General features: G+C 56.5%; 14 protein-coding genes. 8 read left to right on the top strand and 6 right to left on the bottom strand.

Features of this window, described 5'->3' with window-relative positions; translation table 11 throughout:
• Nucleotide 1: 1 nt before the first annotated feature.
• Both B880_RS0119280 and B880_RS0119275 read right to left on the bottom strand, forming a co-directional pair.
• Nucleotides 2–991 carry an aldo/keto reductase gene (locus tag B880_RS0119280; RefSeq protein ID WP_017349097.1) on the bottom strand — a complete coding sequence of 330 codons (990 nt, stop codon included), beginning with the start codon at nucleotides 989–991 and terminating at the stop codon, nucleotides 2–4.
• Between the two features lie 26 nt (nucleotides 992–1017).
• A complete protein-coding gene (locus B880_RS0119275; RefSeq protein ID WP_017349096.1) occupies nucleotides 1018–1869 on the bottom strand; it encodes an aldo/keto reductase in 852 nt (283 codons plus the stop codon).
• 340 nt (nucleotides 1870–2209) lie between these two features.
• On the opposite strand from B880_RS0119275, the gene atzF reads away from it, so the two are divergent.
• The 8 genes from atzF (at nucleotide 2210) to urtE (ending at nucleotide 13835) form a co-directional block, all read left to right on the top strand.
• Nucleotides 2210–4006, top strand: coding sequence for an allophanate hydrolase (gene atzF, locus B880_RS0119270; protein ID WP_017349095.1), 1797 nt, complete (start codon nucleotides 2210–2212; stop codon nucleotides 4004–4006).
• Between the two features lie 2 nt (nucleotides 4007–4008).
• Complete coding sequence (gene uca / locus B880_RS0119265) at nucleotides 4009–7626, top strand: urea carboxylase (RefSeq protein ID WP_017349094.1); 3618 nt, start codon at nucleotides 4009–4011, stop codon at nucleotides 7624–7626.
• Between the two features lie 9 nt (nucleotides 7627–7635).
• Nucleotides 7636–8334 (top strand): GntR family transcriptional regulator, encoded by a 699-nt coding sequence (locus B880_RS0119260; protein ID WP_017349093.1) that lies wholly within the window; start codon nucleotides 7636–7638, stop codon nucleotides 8332–8334.
• 28 nt (nucleotides 8335–8362) lie between these two features.
• Nucleotides 8363–9631 (top strand): urea ABC transporter substrate-binding protein, encoded by a 1269-nt coding sequence (gene urtA / locus B880_RS0119255; protein WP_017349092.1) that lies wholly within the window; start codon nucleotides 8363–8365, stop codon nucleotides 9629–9631.
• A 78-nt stretch (nucleotides 9632–9709) separates the two neighbouring features.
• Nucleotides 9710–11275 carry an urea ABC transporter permease subunit UrtB gene (gene urtB / locus B880_RS0119250; protein WP_017349091.1) on the top strand — a complete coding sequence of 522 codons (1566 nt, stop codon included), beginning with the start codon at nucleotides 9710–9712 and terminating at the stop codon, nucleotides 11273–11275.
• Nucleotides 11275–12351 carry an urea ABC transporter permease subunit UrtC gene (urtC, locus tag B880_RS0119245; RefSeq protein WP_017349090.1) on the top strand — a complete coding sequence of 359 codons (1077 nt, stop codon included), beginning with the start codon at nucleotides 11275–11277 and terminating at the stop codon, nucleotides 12349–12351. The genes urtB and urtC overlap by 1 nt, the downstream gene beginning before the upstream one ends.
• Nucleotides 12344–13135 (top strand): urea ABC transporter ATP-binding protein UrtD, encoded by a 792-nt coding sequence (gene urtD, locus B880_RS0119240; protein WP_017349089.1) that lies wholly within the window; start codon nucleotides 12344–12346, stop codon nucleotides 13133–13135. Before urtC ends, urtD begins: the two co-directional genes overlap by 8 nt.
• Nucleotide 13136: 1 nt before the next feature.
• On the top strand, nucleotides 13137–13835 hold the full coding sequence (gene urtE, locus B880_RS0119235) for an urea ABC transporter ATP-binding subunit UrtE (RefSeq protein WP_017349088.1): 699 nt from the start codon (nucleotides 13137–13139) through the stop codon (nucleotides 13833–13835).
• Nucleotides 13836–13876: 41 nt separating this feature from the next.
• Here urtE and hpaC read toward each other — a convergent pair whose 3' ends face one another.
• From hpaC to hpaX, 4 genes are all read right to left on the bottom strand, one after another.
• Nucleotides 13877–14386, bottom strand: a complete 510-nt coding sequence (gene hpaC, locus B880_RS0119230) for a 4-hydroxyphenylacetate 3-monooxygenase, reductase component (RefSeq protein WP_017349087.1) — start codon at nucleotides 14384–14386, stop codon at nucleotides 13877–13879.
• Nucleotides 14387–14397: 11 nt separating this feature from the next.
• Entirely contained in the window at nucleotides 14398–15960 is a 1563-nt protein-coding gene (gene hpaB, locus B880_RS0119225) for a 4-hydroxyphenylacetate 3-monooxygenase, oxygenase component (protein WP_017349086.1), read from the bottom strand.
• A 220-nt stretch (nucleotides 15961–16180) separates the two neighbouring features.
• Nucleotides 16181–17050, bottom strand: a complete 870-nt coding sequence (gene hpaA, locus B880_RS0119220; RefSeq protein ID WP_017349085.1) for a 4-hydroxyphenylacetate catabolism regulatory protein HpaA — start codon at nucleotides 17048–17050, stop codon at nucleotides 16181–16183.
• Nucleotides 17047–18417 (bottom strand): 4-hydroxyphenylacetate permease, encoded by a 1371-nt coding sequence (hpaX, locus tag B880_RS25260; protein ID WP_017349084.1) that lies wholly within the window; start codon nucleotides 18415–18417, stop codon nucleotides 17047–17049. The genes hpaA and hpaX overlap by 4 nt, the downstream gene beginning before the upstream one ends.

Genomic DNA, 18417 nt, shown 5'->3' with positions numbered 1-18417 from the left:
ATTAACGCCCCACGCGAGCCTGGTGCTCAGGAGAATAACGTTCGCCGACGATTTTAATCGTTTCAAGCGCCTGAGTTAACTGCTGTAAGTCATCCCGCGACAGGATGATGTCAGCAGCCCCCAGGTTCTCTTCCAGCCGGTGAAGCTTCGTGGTCCCAGGGATGGGAGCAATCCACGGCTTTTGTGCCAACAGCCATGCCAGAGCGATTTGCGCAGATGTTACACCCTTCTCTGTAGCCAGCTCACCCAACAAGGAAACCAGTTTTTCATTAGCTTCAATCGCCTGTTCGGCGAAGCGTGGCACAGTGCTGCGGTAATCATCCTTACTAAACGTTGTGCCTGGTCTAATTGATCCCGTCAGGAAGCCTTTACCTAATGGGCTAAAGGGAACGAAACCAATGCCCAGCTCTTCAAGCAACGGCAGGATCTCCTGCTCAGGTTCTCGCCACCACATGGAGTATTCGCTTTGCAGTACAGTAACGGGTTGTACAGTATGCGCACGACGAATAGTTTGTGCGCCTGCTTCGGACAGACCGAAATGCTTAACTTTGCCTTCCGCTATCAGGTCTTTCACGGTCCCCGCGACATCTTCAATCGGGACATCCGGGTCGACGCGGTGTTGATACAGCAGATCAATGACATCTGTCTTAAGACGGCGTAATGATCCTTCCACCGCTTCGCGAATATGCTCTGGACGGCTGTTTAGTATCTGCTGCTTGTTGTCATCGCCAAAGGTAAATCCAAACTTGGTAGCAATAACCACACGGTCACGAAACGGCTTTAAAGCTTCCCCGACAACCTCCTCATTAAGGAAGGGGCCGTACACTTCAGCGGTATCGAAGAATGTGACCCCACGTTCAACCGCTGCGCGAATGAGTTCGATAGCCTGACGGGTCTCGGTCGCTGGGCCATAACCGTGGCTTAAGCCCATGCAGCCGAGTCCAATAGCGGATACTTCGAGTCCGGATTTCCCCAGATAACGTTTTTGCATTGAATAAACCCCGTTTTTATTGCGAGTTAAACATCAAGTTTGCGGCCAGTCAGCCATTCGACCATTGCCGGATCGCGGTGAGAGAAAAAGGCGCTGGTTGCGGTGTCGAGGGCGGCAATTTGCCGCATGTCTTCCGCACTGAGTGCAAAATCGAGAATGTTGATATTCTCTTCCATACGTTGTTTCCGCACCGATTTAGCGAGTGAAATGATGCCCCGCTGGAAAACCCAGCGTAGTACCACCTGGCCCACACTTTTGCCGTACTTTTGACCTATCGCGGTTAACACCGGATGCTGAAACAGACCATTTCTGCCTTCAGCAAACGGTGCCCAGGCTTCCGGCTGAATACCACGGCTTTGCATCCACGGAGCGGCGTGCAACTGCTGGTTGAAGGGGTTAACTTCAATCTGGTTTACCGCAGGAATAACCTTGTTGAAGGCCATAAGGTCGGCCAGTCGGTCTGGATGGAAGTTACTGACGCCAATAGCGCGAATTTTGCCTGCCTGCTGCAGTTCTTCCATGGCGCGCCAGGCTCCATGCACATCGCCGTAAGGCTGGTGAATCAGATACAGGTCAACGTAGTCAAGTTGCAGCCGATTCAGGGAGCGTTCGAACTGGGCTTTAGCGCCCGCGTAATTTGTATCTTGCAACCAAAGTTTGGTGGTAACAAAAAGCTCACTGCGTGCAATATCCGCCTGTTGCAGAGCCTTCCCGACCTGGGTTTCGTTCTGATATGACGCGGCGGTATCAATCAGGCGGTATCCGGTATCGATGGCATCTGTCACGGCGCGCTCGCATTCAGCGGCATCAGACATCTGAAATACACCAAAGCCCAGCAGGGGCATTTCAACACCGTTGTTCAGTTTTACGGTTTGCATCACGTTATCCTTAAGCTGTCGTGTGGAAAAAGCATAACGCGAAGTAATTTATTTGATTAGACGGGGTAATTAACTAGGGTTTATTAGATCATCTCATCAATTGCAGTGGAATTGGGTCACCACCATTCTGCTGTAACGTCACTCGTATTCCGCCCAAGGTTATTACCGCTTTAAAGCGATCCCTTCAGCTTATTTTTGGTGCAACGGTTGCACCACCCTCTGGCGATAATGCGTTCAATCCTTACTGAGTAAATATAAAAACAATACAATTCAATCGGTTAAAAAACTGGCAAGCCAATTGCAATACAAATCCCATCTTGTATACCAGTTGGAATTCATTATGGCCTCTACCTTTGGTTTGACCCTGAAAGACTGGCAACTGCTGTATCAACATCAACCTGAAGCGATCGGTAATGTGCTGGCCGCCCACCTTGACGCTATAGACGCGCAAGACAATGCCTGGCTCTATCTCGCCACACCGGCGCAGTTACAGGCACAGATTGAGCCCCTGCTGGCGAGTTACCTGCGTAACCCTTCAGCACTGCCGCTGTTTGGGGTGCCGTTTGCGGTAAAAGACAATATTGACGTTGCGGGCTGGCCCACCAGTGCGGCTTGTCCGGCTTTCACCTACACCGCCGAAGTTGATGCTTTTGTGGTGGCGCAGTTAAAAGCGGCGGGTGCGGTGGTGATAGGGAAAACCAACCTCGACCAATATGCAACGGGCTTGGTGGGCACGCGTTCTCCGTTTGGCGCAGTGAGCAACACCTTTGATCCTGACTATGTCAGCGGCGGTTCCAGTTCGGGCTCCGCCTCGGTGCTGGCGCGCGGCCTGGTTGGCTTCTCTCTCGGCACCGATACCGCCGGTTCCGGTCGCGTACCGGCAGGCTTTAACAACATCGTTGGATTAAAGCCGACCAAAGGCTGGTTCTCGGCCAGCGGTGTGGTGCCTGCCTGTCGCCTGAATGACACCATCTCGGTGTTTGCTTTAACAGTTGAAGATGCCTTTGTCGTGGCGACTGCCGCAGGCGGCTACGACGCGGGTGATGCCTACTCGCGCAGCAACCCGCACACTGCGCCAGCCAGCTTTAAGGCGCAGCCAGATTTCGCTATCCCGGCCTCACCAGAATTCTTTGGGGATAAGCAGGCCGAAGCTGCCTGGCTGGCGGCGCTAGAGCAGCTGCAAGTGGGCGGTGCCGTGCTGCACCCGATTGATTTCACTCCGTTCCATCAGCTTGCCGAACAACTCTATTACGGCCCCTGGGTGGCAGAACGCACCGTGGCGGTCGGCGAAATGATCAACCGCCCGGAAGAGATGGACCCCGTGGTGTATGGCATCGTCAGCAGCGGCCTGAAATACACCGCCGTCGAGGCTTATCAGGCCGAATACCTGCGTGCTGAGTTAACACGCCAAATCCAACACACGCTGGCGCAGTTTGATGCCGTTGTGGTGCCGACTTCTCCCACTATCCACACGCTGGAAGAGATGAAGCAGGAACCGGTGCATTACAACTCACACTTCGGCACCTACACCAACTTCACCAATCTCGCCGATCTCAGCGCACTGGCGCTGCCTGGCCCATTCCGCAACGACGGCCTGCCTGCCGGGATCACCGTGATCGCACCGGCCTGGCAGGATCGCGCGTTGGCCGGTTTTGGCCTGCGCTGGCAGCATCAGATGGCGCTGACGTTAGGGGCCACCGGCAAAGCTCCGCCGATCCCACCTGGCGCATTACCGGTTTCTACCGATCATGTGCGCGTGGCGGTGGTTGGGGCGCACCTCACTGGTATGCCGCTCAACTTCCAGCTCATCACCCGCAACGCCGTGCTGGTGGAAGAGACGCAAACGGCCAACCACTATCGCCTGTTTGCCCTGCTTGATGGGCCGATCAAAAAACCGGGCCTGCTGCGAGACAGCAGCGGGGCCGCCATCACCGTGGAACTGTGGGATATCCCGCTGGCGCGCTTTGGCGAGTTCGTGGTGGAAATCCCGGCACCGCTCGGCATTGGCTCACTGACGCTGGCTGATGGTCGGGTAGTGAAAGGCTTTATCTGCGAACCGGCGGTGCTGTCACAGGCGCTGGAAATTACCGAATTCGGTGGCTGGCGCAACTGGCTGGCCTCTCAGGGGAGTAAATAACCATGTTCAGCACCGTTCTGATTGCTAACCGTGGCGAAATTGCCTGCCGCGCGATCCGTACCCTGAAACGCCTTGGTGTGAAAAGCGTCGCGGTCTATTCCGATGCAGACCGGAATGCACGCCATGTGAAAGAAGCGGATGTGGCGATTGCGCTGGGTGGGGATAAGGCCAGCGACAGCTATTTGCGCATCGATAAAATTTTAGCCGCCGCTAAAGAGAGCGGCGCAGAAGCCATCTGGCCGGGCTACGGTTTCCTGTCTGAGAGCCTGCCGTTTGCCGCCGCCTGCGAAGAGGCAGGGATGGCATTTGTAGGTCCAACCGCACAGCAGATTGGTGAGTTTGGTCTGAAACACCGCGCGCGTGAACTGGCCGCCAGCGCAGGCGTGCCGATGACGCCGGGTACACCGTTACTGAACTCACTGGAAGACGCGCTCAGCGCTGCTGAAAACATCGGTTATCCCGTGATGCTGAAAAGCACCGCGGGCGGTGGCGGTATTGGTTTAACCCGCTGTGACGACCCTGAAGCGCTTCGAAACGCGTGGGAAAGTGTGCGTCGTCTCGGCGAACAATTCTTCAGTGACGCAGGCGTGTTCCTGGAGCGCTTTATCGACCGTGCGCGCCACGTTGAAGTACAAATTTTTGGTGACGGCAGCGGCAAAGTGATCGCCCTGGGTGAGCGAGACTGTTCACTCCAGCGCCGCAATCAGAAAGTGGTGGAAGAGACGCCAGCGCCCAATCTTCCTCAGGCCACGCGTGAAGCACTACTGGCTTCGGCGGTGCGTCTGGGCGAGCTGGTGAGCTATCGCAGTGCCGGAACCGTGGAATACATCTATGACGCCGAACAGGACGCGTTCTACTTCCTCGAAGTGAACACCCGTTTACAGGTGGAACACCCGGTGACGGAGTGTGTCACCGGCCTCGATCTGGTGGAGTGCATGCTGAAGGTTGCCGCAGGTGATGCCATTGACTGGGCGCGTCTGCAACAGGCACCCAAAGGCGCGTCGATTGAAGTGCGTATCTACGCAGAAGATCCGCTGAAAAACTTCCAGCCAAGTCCAGGCGTGCTGACCGGTGTCAGTTTCCCGGAAGACGTGCGGGTGGATGGCTGGATCGATACCGGTACGGAGGTTTCGGCGTTTTACGATCCGATGATCGCCAAACTGATCGTTCACGCCGACACGCGCGAAGCGGCGCTGGCGAAAATGCAGCAGGCGTTGGATGCCACGCAACTGCACGGCATTGCCACCAATCTCGACTATCTGCGCCAGATTGTCGCCACGGAAGCGTTCCACAGCGGCAAAGTGTGGACGCGTTTCCTCGACAGCTTTACGCCAACTGCCAGTGTGATTGAAGTACTGCAACCGGGCACCTTCAGCAGCATTCAGGATTTCCCTGGCCGCCTTGGCTACTGGGATATCGGCGTGCCGCCCTCTGGCCCGATGGATGATTATGCCTTCCGCCTCGCTAACCGCATTGTCGGCAACCACGACAGCGCCGCCGGGCTGGAGTTTACCCTACAGGGGCCAACGCTGCGTTTTCACAGCGATGCGGTGATTGCCCTTGCCGGGGCTGATTGCCCGGCAGAACTGGATGGCGAGAGTCTGGATTACTGGCAGCCGGTCGGCGTTAAAGCAGGGCAAACCTTGACCCTTGGCCGTGCTCACAGCGGTTGCCGCACCTATCTGGCGGTTCGTAACGGTTTCGATGTGCCGGAATATCTTGGCAGCCGTTCGACCTTCTCACTGGGGCAGTTTGGCGGCCATGCCGGTCGCACCCTGCGTATCGCGGATATGCTGCCGATCTCTCAGCCGCTGCTGGCCGCCTGCACCACGCCCGCGCCGATCAGTGAACCGCAAGCCCTCGATCACGCGCTGGTGCCATATTACGGCACTGAATGGCGTATTGGTGTGCTGTATGGACCCCATGGCGCGCCAGATTTCTTTACGCAAGCCGCGATTGATGAGTTCTTTGCCAGCGACTGGCAGGTGCACTACAACTCTAACCGCCTTGGCGTGCGCTTAGTGGGGCCAAAACCGACCTGGACGCGCGCCAACGGGGGTGAAGCCGGGCTGCATCCTTCCAACGTTCATGACTGCGAATATGCGATTGGGGCAGTGAACTTCACCGGTGATTTCCCGGTGATCCTCACCCATGACGGCCCAAGCCTTGGCGGCTTCGTCTGTCCTGTGACTATTGCTAAAGCAGAACTGTGGAAAGTCGGCCAGGTAAAACCCGGCGACCGCATTCGTTTCTATCCAGTCAGTGCGGAAGAAGCGGTGGCCCTTGAAAAAGCGCAGGCTGAGTCGGTCGCCACGCTGCGCAGCCATCACGCCAGGTCGTTTGCTGTGCCGTCATTAGCGACCACGGCGTTCGGCTCTGCAACCTTGCTGGCTGCACTGCCCGCGACAGACACCACGCCTGTAGCCGTCTATCGCCAGGCCGGGGATAAATACGTGCTGATTGAGTATGGCGATAACGTACTGGATCTGGCGCTGCGCCTGCGGGTACACCTGTTAATGCAAGCGCTAAGTGAGCGCGCGGTGCCGGGTGTTGAAGAGCTATCGCCCGGTGTACGTTCGTTGCAAGTACGCTATGACAGCCTGATCCTCAGTCAAAAACAGCTGATGAATCTGCTGCTGGAACTGGAAGCCGGGCTCGGCGATGTCAGCCAGTTGAAAGTTCCGTCGCGCGTGGTCTGGATGCCGATGGCATTTGAAGACAGCGCTACGCTGGGTGCCGTCGAGCGCTACCAGGAAACCGTGCGGACTACCGCGCCCTGGTTGCCCAACAACGTCGACTTTATTCAGCGCATCAACGGACTGGAGAGCCGTGAAGCGGTCCGTGACACGATTTTCGATGCCAGCTATCTGATCCTCGGACTGGGTGATGTCTATCTGGGCGCGCCTTGTGCGGTGCCTGTTGATCCCCGTCATCGTCTGCTCAGCTCCAAATATAACCCCGCCCGCACCTTTACTGCGGAAGGCACGGTGGGTATCGGCGGGATGTATATGTGCATCTACGGCATGGACTCTCCCGGCGGTTATCAACTGGTGGGCCGCACGCTGCCGATCTGGAACAAATTCCTTAAAAACGATCAGTTCGCGGCGGATGAACCCTGGCTGCTGCACTTCTTCGATCAGGTGCGTTTCTATCCGGTGACGGAAGATGAGCTTACCCAACTGCGAGATGACTTCCGCGAGGGGCGCGCCACGGTGTGCATCGAAGAGACGCTGTTTGATTTCGCTGCCCACCAGCAGTTCCTGACGGAAAACGCCGACTCGATTGCCGACTTCCGTCAGCGTCAGTCCGCCGCTTTCGAACAGGAAGTGATGCTGTGGGCGCAGGAAGAGCAGAACGCGCCGCTAACCCGTGAAGAGACGCTGGTTGCACCGGAAGCCGATGACGATGCGCGGGCAGTGTGCGCGGATATGAACGGCAATATCTGGAAAGTGCTGGTGCAGCCGGGTGACGCGGTGGAAGCCGGTCAGACGCTGATCATCGTTGAAGCCATGAAGATGGAACTGGCCATTGTCGCGCCGCAGGGTGGCACGGTGAAACGCATTGCCTGCCAGTCCGGGCGTCCGGTGAGTCCGGGCGACACTCTGTTGTGGCTGGAATAAGGAAATCCCATGAACCAAAGCCCACGCAGTAAAGGCCGCCCGGAAGCGCTGGCGGAGAAGGTGTATCAGGCACTGAAACAGGACATTTTTGAGTTTCGCCTCATGCCCGGTGACCGCTTCAGCGAAAACGAAATCGCTGAGCGGCTGGAGGTGAGCCGCACCCCGGTGCGTCAGGCGCTGTTCTGGCTGGAACGCGAGGGCTATGTCGAAGTGTGGTTCCGCAGTGGCTGGCAGGTGAAGCCGTTCGACTTCGAGTACTTCGAAGAGCTGTACGACTTCCGTACCGTTCTGGAGCGTGAAGCGGTGCGCCGCCTGTGTGCGCTGCCGCCGCTATCCTGCGCTGAGACCCTCAGCGCGTTGAAAAGCTTCTGGATGGATGCGGCCCGGTTGGAAGACGGCAAAGCGGTGTCGCTGCAAGACGAAGCGTTTCATATGGCCCTGGTCGCCGCCGCTGGCAATCAGGAGATGGCGCGCATCCACGCCGAGTTGACCGAAAAAATCCGCATTATCCGCCGTCTCGATTTCACGCGAGATGACCGGGTCGATGCGACATACCGTGAACATGCCCAGATTTTACGGGCGATTTTTCAGCAACACACCGAGGAGGCGCAACGCATTTTAACTGACCATATCGCGGTCAGTAAGGCAGAGGTCAGAAAGATCACATTGCATATGTTACAGCAGGCCAGGCTTCAACCCATCGAATAAAAACATCAACATTTTTAGGGGTTTAACAATGAAAAGACGTTCGTTGCTAAAAGCTTTTGCGCTCACCGCTACCGTGGCAAGTCTGGGGTTTACCTTTGGTGCCCAGGCCGCTGACACCATCAAGGTTGGCATCCTCTCTTCACTGTCCGGCACCATGGCGATTTCAGAGACACCGTTAAAAGACATGGCGTTGATGACCATTGATGAGATCAATGCGCAAGGCGGTGTGTTGGGCAAGAAGCTGGAACCGGTGGTGGTCGACCCGGCGTCAAACTGGCCGCTGTTTGCCGAGAAAGCACGCCAACTGCTGACGCAAGACAAAGTCGCTGCGGTGTTTGGTTGCTGGACTTCTGTTTCACGCAAGTCGGTGTTACCGGTGTTTGAAGAGCTGAACGGCCTGTTGTTCTACCCGGTGCAGTATGAAGGGGAAGAAATGTCACCGAACATCTTCTATACCGGTGCTGCGCCTAATCAGCAGGCCATTCCGGCGGTGCAATACCTGATGAGTGAAGACGGCGGGGCGGCCAAACGCTTCTTCCTGCTGGGTACTGATTACGTCTATCCGCGCACCACCAATAAGATCCTGCGTGCGTTCCTGCATAGCAAAGGGGTGCAGGATAAAGACATCGAAGAAGTCTATACCCCGTTTGGCTACAGCGATTATCAAACCATTGTTTCTAATATCAAGAAATTCTCTGCTGGCGGTAAAACGGCGGTGATCTCCACCATCAACGGCGATTCCAATGTGCCGTTCTACAAAGAACTGGCTAACCAGGGCATCAAAGCCACGGATATTCCGGTGATTGCCTTCTCGGTCGGTGAAGAGGAGCTGCGTGGCATTGATACCAAACCGCTGGTCGGCCAGTTAGCGGCGTGGAACTACTTTGAGTCCGTGGATAACCCCACCAACGCCAAATTTGTTGCGGATTATCGCGCCTACGCTAAAGCACACAACCTGCCGAATGCAGACACCGTGGTGACCAATGACCCGATGGAAGCGACCTATGTCGGCATTCACATGTGGGCCCAGGCTGTCGAGAAGGCGGGGACCACGGATGTGGATAAGGTGCGGGCGGCGATGGCTGGCCAGACGTTCAAAGCGCCAGACGGTTTCACTCTGACCATGGATAAAACCAACCACCATCTGCATAAGCCGGTGATGATTGGCGAAGTCGAGGATAACGGCCAGTTCAACGTGGTGTGGCAGACCGATAAACCGGTCCGCGCGCAGCCGTGGAGTCCGTATATCGCAGGCAATGATAAGAAGCCGGATTATCCGGTGAAATCGACCCAGTAATAGGCAAAGTGCGTGCTGATGCCCTCACCCACAGTGTGAGGGCGTCAAGCCGCACCAACGACAAACAGGATCATCACCATGACAATCCGCCGTTATCTTTGCTGTCTGCTGCTGCTCCTGCCGTGGCTCGCCCGGGCGGGCGATGGCGCTGACTTTGCCGCCGCCAGCCGGAATCAACAGGCGACGCTGCTGCAACAATGGGCCGCGTCTCCACAGGCCAGCCGCGTGCCACTGTTACAGGCACTGCGCAACGAAAGCGTCGTCATCGACCAAAACAAACAGCCGTTCGATAAACAGGCTGACAAACTGCTCCCGTTGGACAGTGCTCAGCAACCCACGGGCGAAACGAAAAAACTGTTTATGAATAACCGGCTGCGCCAACTCATTGCCAGCGCGCTCGCGGCGCATCAGTTGGTAAGCCAAGACCCAGCCGTTCGCCTCCGCGCCGCCCAACAGCTGCAAAACGATGGCGCTGCCGATCAACTCCCGCTTATTCAACAGCGCCTGGCGACAGAAAAAGATCTCGAGGTTCATCGGGTGCTGGCGATGGCAGCGGCCAATCTGCAACTGGCCAGCCCGGATGCTGCCGTACGCCTTAACGCCGTCACCCTGTTGGGGGCGTCGAGCGACCCTAATATGCAGGCCAGTCTCAATCGTTTAACCCAGGCCAGCAATGAGCCTGACGCCCAGGTTCGCGCGGCGGCTAGCCACAGTCTTCAACAGATCAAACATCGCCTGATGTGGGGCGACTGGCTAGGGCAGGCGTTTACCGGTCTCTCCCTCGGCTCCATTTTGCTGCTTGCTGCACTTGGCCTTGCGATTACCTATGGTCTGCTTGGCGTGATCAATATGGCTCATGGCGAGATGCTGATGCTGGGGGCCTATGCAACGTGGATGGTGCAAAGCCTGTTTCAGCAATTTGCCCCCCAGTGGCTGGCCTGGTATCCGCTTCTGGCCCTGCCGGTGGCATTCCTGGTCACCGCTACGATGGGCATGCTGCTGGAGCGCCTGATTATCCGCCATCTGTATGGTCGCCCGTTAGAGACGCTGCTGGCGACCTGGGGCATCAGCCTGATGCTGATTCAGTTAGTCCGCGTGATGTTCGGTGCACAGAACCTCGAAGTCTCTAATCCTGGCTGGCTCTCTGGCGGCTGGCAGGTGTTGCCAAATCTGGTTCTGCCTTATAACCGCATCGCGGTGATTGGTTTCGTGTTTGTGGTTCTGGCACTGACCTGGCTGCTGCTGAACAAAACCCGACTTGGCCTTAGCGTACGTGCTGTTACTCAGAACCGAACCATGGCGGGCTGTTGTGGCGTGCCGACCGGGCGCATCGATATGCTGGCATTTGGCCTGGGTTCCGGGATCGCCGGCCTTGGTGGCGTTGCGCTGTCGCAACTGGGCAACGTCGGGCCGGAATTGGGGCAGGGTTATATCATCGACTCCTTCCTGGTAGTGGTACTGGGCGGTGTGGGGCAACTGGCGGGTACGGTGGTTGCCGCCTTTGGTCTGGGCATTCTGAATAAAGTGCTGGAGCCACAGATTGGCGCGGTGCTGGGCAAAATCCTGATCCTGGTGTTGATCGTCCTGTTTATTCAAAAACGTCCGCAGGGATTATTTGCCTTTAAAGGGAGGGTAATCGACTGATGAGCCAGCCACTGACATTAACACTCGCCCGTAAAGCGCCACGACTGAGCTGGTGCTGCGGGATCATCATCACCCTGATGTTGCTGGTGATGCCGTTTCTGGCACTTTTACCGGCCAGCCATCCGTTGGCGATCTCTACCTATACGTTGACGTTGGTCGGCAAGATCCTCTGCTATGCCATTGTGGCCGTGGCGCTGGATCTGGTGTGGGGCTATGCCGGTCTGCTTTCGCTGGGCCACGGCCTGTTTTTTGCCTTGGGTGGCTATGCAATGGGCATGTACCTGATGCGCCAGGCGGCAGGGGACCAGCTCCCGGCGTTTATGTCTTTTTTATCGTGGGACAAATTACCCTGGTTCTGGGTGGGAACCGAGCATTTCGCGTGGGCGCTGTGCCTGATTGTCCTGGTGCCCGGCGGTTTAGCGCTGCTATTCGGCTTCTTTGCGTTTCGTTCGAAAATCAAAGGGGTCTATTTTTCCATCATGACCCAGGCGCTGACGTATGCCGGAATGCTGCTGTTCTTCCGTAATGAAACGGGGTTTGGTGGTAACAATGGCTTCACGGGTTTCACCACCCTGCTGGGGTTTGAAATCACCGCCACCACCACCCGTATTGGCCTGTTCGTCTGTACCGTGTTGCTGTTGTTAGCAAGCCTCGGCGTTGGGTTTGCCCTGGCGCGCAGCAAGTTTGGTCGTGTGTTGACGGCGGTGCGGGATGCAGAAAACCGTTTAATGTTTATTGGCTACGATCCCAAGGGGTTCAAGCTGTTTGTCTGGACGCTATCCGCCATGCTGTGTGGTCTGGCGGGGGCGCTGTATGTCCCGCAGGTAGGCATAATTAATCCGGGAGAAATGTCGCCGACTAACTCCATTGAAGCTGCGATTTGGGTGGCGCTGGGCGGTCGCGGTACTTTGATTGGCCCGTTGCTGGGGGCTGCGATTGTGAATGGGGCCAAGAGTTGGTTTACCGTGGCTTTCCCGGAGTATTGGCTGTTCTTTCTCGGACTGATGTTTATCCTCGTCACGCTGTTCTTACCGCGTGGTGTAATTGGCCTGCTGCGCCGGAGGCGTAATGACTGAACCGCTATTTACACAACCCCATCCAGCCGACCGCTACCGCGATCAGCGTGATCCGGTGCTGCAGCTGGAGAAGGTGAATGTGTCGTTTGATGGTTTTCGCGCGCTGACCGATTTGTCACTCAAGATCGGTGTCGGCGAGTTGCGTTGCGTGATTGGTCCCAACGGGGCGGGCAAAACCACACTGATGGATGTGATCACCGGGAAGACCCGACCAGACAACGGCCTGGTTATCTATGACCAGGACACGGATCTCACTCGCCTGTCATCGGTGGAGATCGCGCGGGCAGGCATTGGCCGTAAGTTTCAGAAACCCACGGTATTTGAGGCGCTAACGGTATTCGAGAATCTGGAAATTGCCTTGAAAACCGATAAGTCGGTATGGGCCAGTTTGCGCGCCAGGCTCAACGGCGAACAGCACGATCGCATTGATGAGGTGTTGAAACTGCTGCGGCTGGGCGGCGAACGGCAGCGTATGGCCGGTTTGCTCTCCCACGGGCAAAAGCAATTTCTGGAAATTGGCATGTTACTGGTGCAGGACCCGCATCTGCTGCTGCTCGATGAACCGGCGGCAGGCATGACCGACGCAGAAACCGAGTACACCGCAGAGCTGTTTCGCAGCCTGGCGGGCCAGCATTCACTGATGGTGGTGGAACACGATATGGGCTTTGTCGAAACCATTGCCGATCACGTGACGGTACTGCACCAGGGGCAGGTGTTGGCGGAAGGATCGTTACGCGAAGTACAGGCGAACGATCGGGTTATCGACGTTTATTTGGGGCGCTGACATGTTACAGGTTTCTGAACTGAATCAATATTATGGCGGTAGCCACATTTTGCGCGGCCTCTCATTTGAAACCCGACCGGGAGAAATTACCTGCTTGCTGGGGCGTAATGGGGTAGGAAAAACCACCTTGCTGAAATGCCTGATGGGATTGATTCCGGCTAAATCCGGCGAGATCCGCTGGCAGGAGAAGGTGATTAACCAGCGCAAATCCCATCAACGGGTGCAGGCGGGCATGGCTTATGTGCCACAGGGAAGAGAAATCTTCCCCCGGCTGACGGTGGAAGAGAACCTGTTACTGGGGCGAGCGCGCTTTACCGGCCGTGCAGCGAAACACGTCCCCGAGGAGATCTACCAACTGTTTCCGGTGCTACAGGAGATGAAACTGCGGCGCGGTGGCGATCTCTCCGGCGGGCAACAGCAGCAACTGGCGATTGGCCGTGCGCTGGCCTGCCAGCCACAATTGCTGATTCTTGATGAACCCACAGAGGGCATTCAGCCTTCGGTGATCAAAGAGATTGGGGCGGTGATTCGTCACCTCGCGCAGCGGGGAGACATGGCGATTCTGCTGGTGGAGCAGTTTTATGATTTTGCCGCTGAACTGGCCGATCACTATCTGGTGATGTCTCGCGGTGAAATTATTCAGCGCGGCAGCGGCAAAAACATGGAGGCCGACGGCGTCAGGCAATTGGTGGCGATCTGACGCCATAAAAAAACCCGGCTGAGCCGGGTTTGTGTCAGGTATCAAGCCGGTACGCTGTGTGGCGTAGCGTGAAACTCACGTTTGAAGTAGATCAGTCCCTGGCCTTCACTGGCCAGCGTAATCTGCTTCACTTCCAGCAGATAGACGCGGTGAGTGCCGATGGTCTGAATCTGCTGGATTTCCCCTTCCAGGCTCGCCAGCGCCTGTTGCAGAATCGGCTGTTGCAGCGTGCCTTCACGCCAGCCATCCAGGGTAAAACGCTGCTCCATCGTCAGTTCGGTCATGCCCGCAAAGTGGCGGGCCATCTCTTCCTGTTGGTGATTCAGCACGTTAACGCACATTCTGCCATTCTCCTCAAAGACCGGCACCATGGCGCTACGGTTGTTAATACATACCAGTAGCGTTGGAGGAGTATCGGTCACCGAGCAGACGGCGGTCGCGGTAATCCCACACCGTCCTGCGCGGCCTTGGGTCGTGACGATGTTCACCGAAGCAGGCAGGCTTGCCATTGCGTCACGGAAATTCAGACGATGCTGTTCTTGCGTAGACATATCTACCTCTCTTACTTCAGTAAACGATCAAGCTGATTGATATCGCTGTTGTTGTGCAGATGTGGCACCGTCCAGCCGTCACGGTCGTAGTCCGCCAGGCAGCGATCCACCATCTCCATCATATTCTTCATGTTGCCGGAACCCTGGGCATGACGCAGACATTGCAGGCGCACCTCATCCTGGCTTCCGGCGTAGTTGATTTCGTACAACTCATGGCGGCCACCAAACTCGCTGCCCATTGCATCCCACATCAGTTTGAGGATCTTGATACGCTGCTCATGATCCATGCCGTTGGAACCGCGCACATATTGTGCCAGGTACTGATCAATCTCAGGGTTTTGCAGATCGCGTACGCTGGAAGGTAAGTAGATCAGGCTGCTGGTGACGTTGCTTTCGATGATATTTTTAATCTTCGCGTAGGCCATCGGCGCCATCACGCGATAGGTTTGCATCGCCTGCATATCCGGCAGCCACGCGCCGTTTTTCCACGGCTGCGCCTCGGCGGCCATGGCGTCGCTCAGTGACCAGAAGAGATTACGCCAGGCGACCACTTCACCCAGCGATGCCTGCACGCCACGGAACTCCATCACGCCTGAGCATTCGAGGCTTTTTTGCAGCAGCGCGGTGACAAAATCGAGTTTCACCGCCAGGCGAACACAGGCCTGCATCGGGTAGAGGCGGGCGAAACCGGCTTCGACGCTCCAGCGGCGACAGCGATCAAAGTCACGGTAAATCAGCACGTTCTCCCACGGGATCAAGACCTTGTCCATCACCAGGATCGCGTCATTTTCATCAAAACGGCTGGAGAGCGGGTAGTCAAACGGGCTACCGGTGGCACCGGCGACCAGCTCATAAGAGGCGCGGGAGATCAGCTTCACGCCATCGGCATCCATTGGCGCAACAAACATCAGGGCGAAATCGGGGTTATCGCCCATGACCTGCGCGGAGCCAAAGCCGATAAAGTTGTAGTGGGTCAGCGCTGAGTTGGTGGCAACCACTTTCGCGCCGCTGACGATAATGCCTGCATCGGTCTCTTTCTCGACCTTGATGTACACATCTTTCACTTCATCAGCAGGTTTATGGCGATCGATCGGTGGGTTAACAATCGCGTGGTTAAAGTACAGGCCCGCTTCCTGAATGCGCTTATACCAGTGGCGCGCGTTGTCTGCGTATTCACCGTAGAACTCCGGGTTAGCGCCGAGCGAGCAACCAAACGCCGCTTTGTAGTCTGGCGTACGCCCCATCCAGCCGTAAGTCAGGCGGGACCAGTCGGCGATAGCGTCACGTTGCAGGCGAATCTCATCCGCTGAACGGGCGAAGCGGAAGGTGCGGTGGGTATAGCCGCCGTTGCCGGTATCGGTTTGCCAGCACAGTTTGTCGTGGCTTGCAGGGGCGTGCAACGCATCGTACAGCGTGGAGATCGAACCGGCCGCATTGCGAAACGCCGGATGCGTGGTGACATCTTTAACCCGTTCACCATAAATATAAATTTCACGGCCATCTTGCAGGCTGTTAAGAAACTCTTTGCCGGTGAAGGGGCGGTTAGTCGCAGCGCGATGATCTTCAGGTTTCATGATATTACCTCACAAAAGGGTGACGCTTCGGGTACAAACGCCGGGTTGTTATATGAATGTGTTTTTCCTGTTAACCGATTTAAGCGCTGGATCGACGCTGTCGGAAGAGACGTTTCAGGGGAAAGCCGGTACTTTTCACCAGCGCGGGAGAAAGTGAGATCGACGTCAAATGAAAAAAGCGACGAGGGGGAAACCTCATCGCTTTATGGCGGGAAAGAAACTACTGCTGGCGAAACTGCGTCGGGGAACAGCCCGCCATTCGATGGAAAAAACGTGCGAAATAGGCCGGATCTTTATACCCCAGCGCGTAGGAGATCTGGTTGACGCTTTCGCTGCTGTAACGCAGCTGGCGCTTGGCTTCACGCAGCACGCGTTCAAAGATCAACTTTTTGGGCGATTGATTAGCGAACCGGCGGCACATTTCAGTGAGCCGGGATTCGCTTAGCCCCAGCTCGCGCGCGTAGTCCGGCACCGTGAGATGCTGGCGGAAGCAATCATCTATCATGCGGTTAAAGCGCTGGAACTGGCGCATCTCCCCGCGAATACCGCAGACGGCAATCTCCTCGGGGGGCGTTTCACGCAGTACCAGGGTAAACACCGCCTGGGCCAGTGCGTTCAGCAGCAGCTCCCGGCCCGGGGAATTTTGCTGAAACTCCGCCGCAATCAGCGGCCAGTAGTGGTGCAGTGCCTCCAGTGTCGCCGGGGCTGACTCCAGCGACAGGCAAATGCCAGAGCGGTTGATCGCATCGGCTTTACCCGGCCACAGCTTCTCCACCAGCGGCCAAATCAGCTCCTGGCGCACGGTCAGCACGTGACCATCACTGTCTGATTCGGTGATAAACGCGTGAGGCACTGAAGGCGGCGTGAGGACAAACAGCGGCGCCTTCAAATCATAAAAATGTTCATCCAGTTGCAAAGTGATCTTCCCGGTGACCAGAACGTGCAGCTGAAAAGAGCGATCGTGCCAATGGGGATGCATATCACGGCCAAAGAAGCTGGCGAGGCGGGCAAAAGTTTCGTAATGCACCTCCTCGCTGGCGTGGTCGGGTTGATATACCTTGCCAATATCAATATTTTCAAAGCTGCTCATTGCGTCTCCTGGGGAATGGAGCCCGGCTGTTGCGCAGAGGAGACGGGGGAAGGTTTGCGCACGTTCATCGGTATTTTGGTTAACACCAGCGCCCCAAGCACCAGCAGCCCAGCGACAAACCACAACCCCGCATTGAAACTGCCTGTCGTGTCACGCAGGATGCCAATCAGCAGGGGGCTAACAGCAGAACCGACATTCCCCATGGCATTGATCACCGCCAGTGCTAACGCCCGTGCGGTAAAGCTGATTGCCTGGTCCGGGGTGGTCCAGAAGATCGCCATTGCGGTAAAGGCAGCAGAGGAGGCAATCACAATACCCAACAGTTGTAGCAGCGGATGGGCACTTGCCGAGGCCAGCAGCCAGCCGACTGCCGCCATCAGGTAGGGCAAAATGGTATGGCGCTTGCGCTCCTGCAAACGGTCTGAGCGGCGGCTCCACCAAATCATGCAGAGGATGGTGCAGAGCTGAGGGATTGCGGCCAGCACGCCGATCACGATATTACTGCTGCCTTCGTTGAAGCTTTTCAGGATCTGCGGCGTCCAGATATTGATCGCACTCAAGGTATTGGTCAGGCAAAAGTAAGCCAGCGTGTAGAGCAGCACCGTAGGGGTCAGGACTTCACGCCACAGCGGTTTACGGGTGGCAAAATTAGGCTTAGCAATTTCCCGTTCACGATCCAACATGGCGATCAGCGCCCGTTTCTCATCACCGTCTAACCAACGCGCCTGGGTGGGTTTATCATCCAGAAAAAACCAGGTCACAATGCCCAGCAGGACTGAGGGCAAGCCTTCCAGCAGGAACAGCCACTGCCAGCCTTTAAGATCCCACAGGCCATCCAGCGCGAGAATATAACCAGAGAGCAGCGAGCCAATCATCATGGTGACCGGCATTGCAATCATAAACAGCGCATTAGCCCTGGCGCGATAATACGCCGGGAACCACCAGGTAAGATAAACCAGAATGCCCGGCAGAAAGCCTGCCTCGGCAATCCCTACCAGCATGCGCAACAGATAGAGCGTATGGGCATCGGTGGCAAACAGCGTGCAGGTGGACGCGATGCCCCACAGCACCATGATGCTGGCAATCCAACGGCGTGCGCCAACAATGCCCAGCATGATGTTACTGGGAATACCGCAGATCACGTAGGTGACATAGAACAACGTGGCCGCCAGACCGAACATAGTGGACGTCAGACCGAGGTCTTTACCCATGGTCAGCCCGGCAAAGCCGATATTGATGCGGTCAAGAAAGGAGAAAACAAACAGGACGAATAAAAACACAATCAGACGCCGAAAGAGCTTTTTCACAACACGTTGTTCAGTGGCAGAAACGTTAGCATCAAAGGATTGTTGCGTTGAAGTCGTCAT

Source organism: Pantoea sp. A4, from assembly GCF_000295955.2.
Taxonomy (GTDB): domain Bacteria; phylum Pseudomonadota; class Gammaproteobacteria; order Enterobacterales; family Enterobacteriaceae; genus Pantoea; species Pantoea multigeneris.
The sequence above is the reverse complement of the archived record's forward strand: the minus strand, read 5'-3'. Positions and strand labels throughout refer to the sequence as shown.

Bases quoted from the DNA above. Each gene is read 5' to 3' on its own strand.
- B880_RS0119280 (WP_017349097.1), bottom strand. From the start codon at position 991: ATGCAAAAACGTTATCTGGGGAAATCCGGACTCGAAGTATCCGCTATT.
- B880_RS0119275 (WP_017349096.1), bottom strand. From the start codon at position 1,869: ATGCAAACCGTAAAACTGAACAACGGTGTTGAAATGCCCCTGCTGGGC.
- atzF (WP_017349095.1), top strand. From the start codon at position 2,210: ATGGCCTCTACCTTTGGTTTGACCCTGAAAGACTGGCAACTGCTGTAT.
- uca (WP_017349094.1), top strand. From the start codon at position 4,009: ATGTTCAGCACCGTTCTGATTGCTAACCGTGGCGAAATTGCCTGCCGC.
- B880_RS0119260 (WP_017349093.1), top strand. From the start codon at position 7,636: ATGAACCAAAGCCCACGCAGTAAAGGCCGCCCGGAAGCGCTGGCGGAG.
- urtA (WP_017349092.1), top strand. From the start codon at position 8,363: ATGAAAAGACGTTCGTTGCTAAAAGCTTTTGCGCTCACCGCTACCGTG.
- urtB (WP_017349091.1), top strand. From the start codon at position 9,710: ATGACAATCCGCCGTTATCTTTGCTGTCTGCTGCTGCTCCTGCCGTGG.
- urtC (WP_017349090.1), top strand. From the start codon at position 11,275: ATGAGCCAGCCACTGACATTAACACTCGCCCGTAAAGCGCCACGACTG.
- urtD (WP_017349089.1), top strand. From the start codon at position 12,344: ATGACTGAACCGCTATTTACACAACCCCATCCAGCCGACCGCTACCGC.
- urtE (WP_017349088.1), top strand. From the start codon at position 13,137: ATGTTACAGGTTTCTGAACTGAATCAATATTATGGCGGTAGCCACATT.
- hpaC (WP_017349087.1), bottom strand. From the start codon at position 14,386: ATGTCTACGCAAGAACAGCATCGTCTGAATTTCCGTGACGCAATGGCA.
- hpaB (WP_017349086.1), bottom strand. From the start codon at position 15,960: ATGAAACCTGAAGATCATCGCGCTGCGACTAACCGCCCCTTCACCGGC.
- hpaA (WP_017349085.1), bottom strand. From the start codon at position 17,050: ATGAGCAGCTTTGAAAATATTGATATTGGCAAGGTATATCAACCCGAC.
- hpaX (WP_017349084.1), bottom strand. From the start codon at position 18,417: ATGACGACTTCAACGCAACAATCCTTTGATGCTAACGTTTCTGCCACT.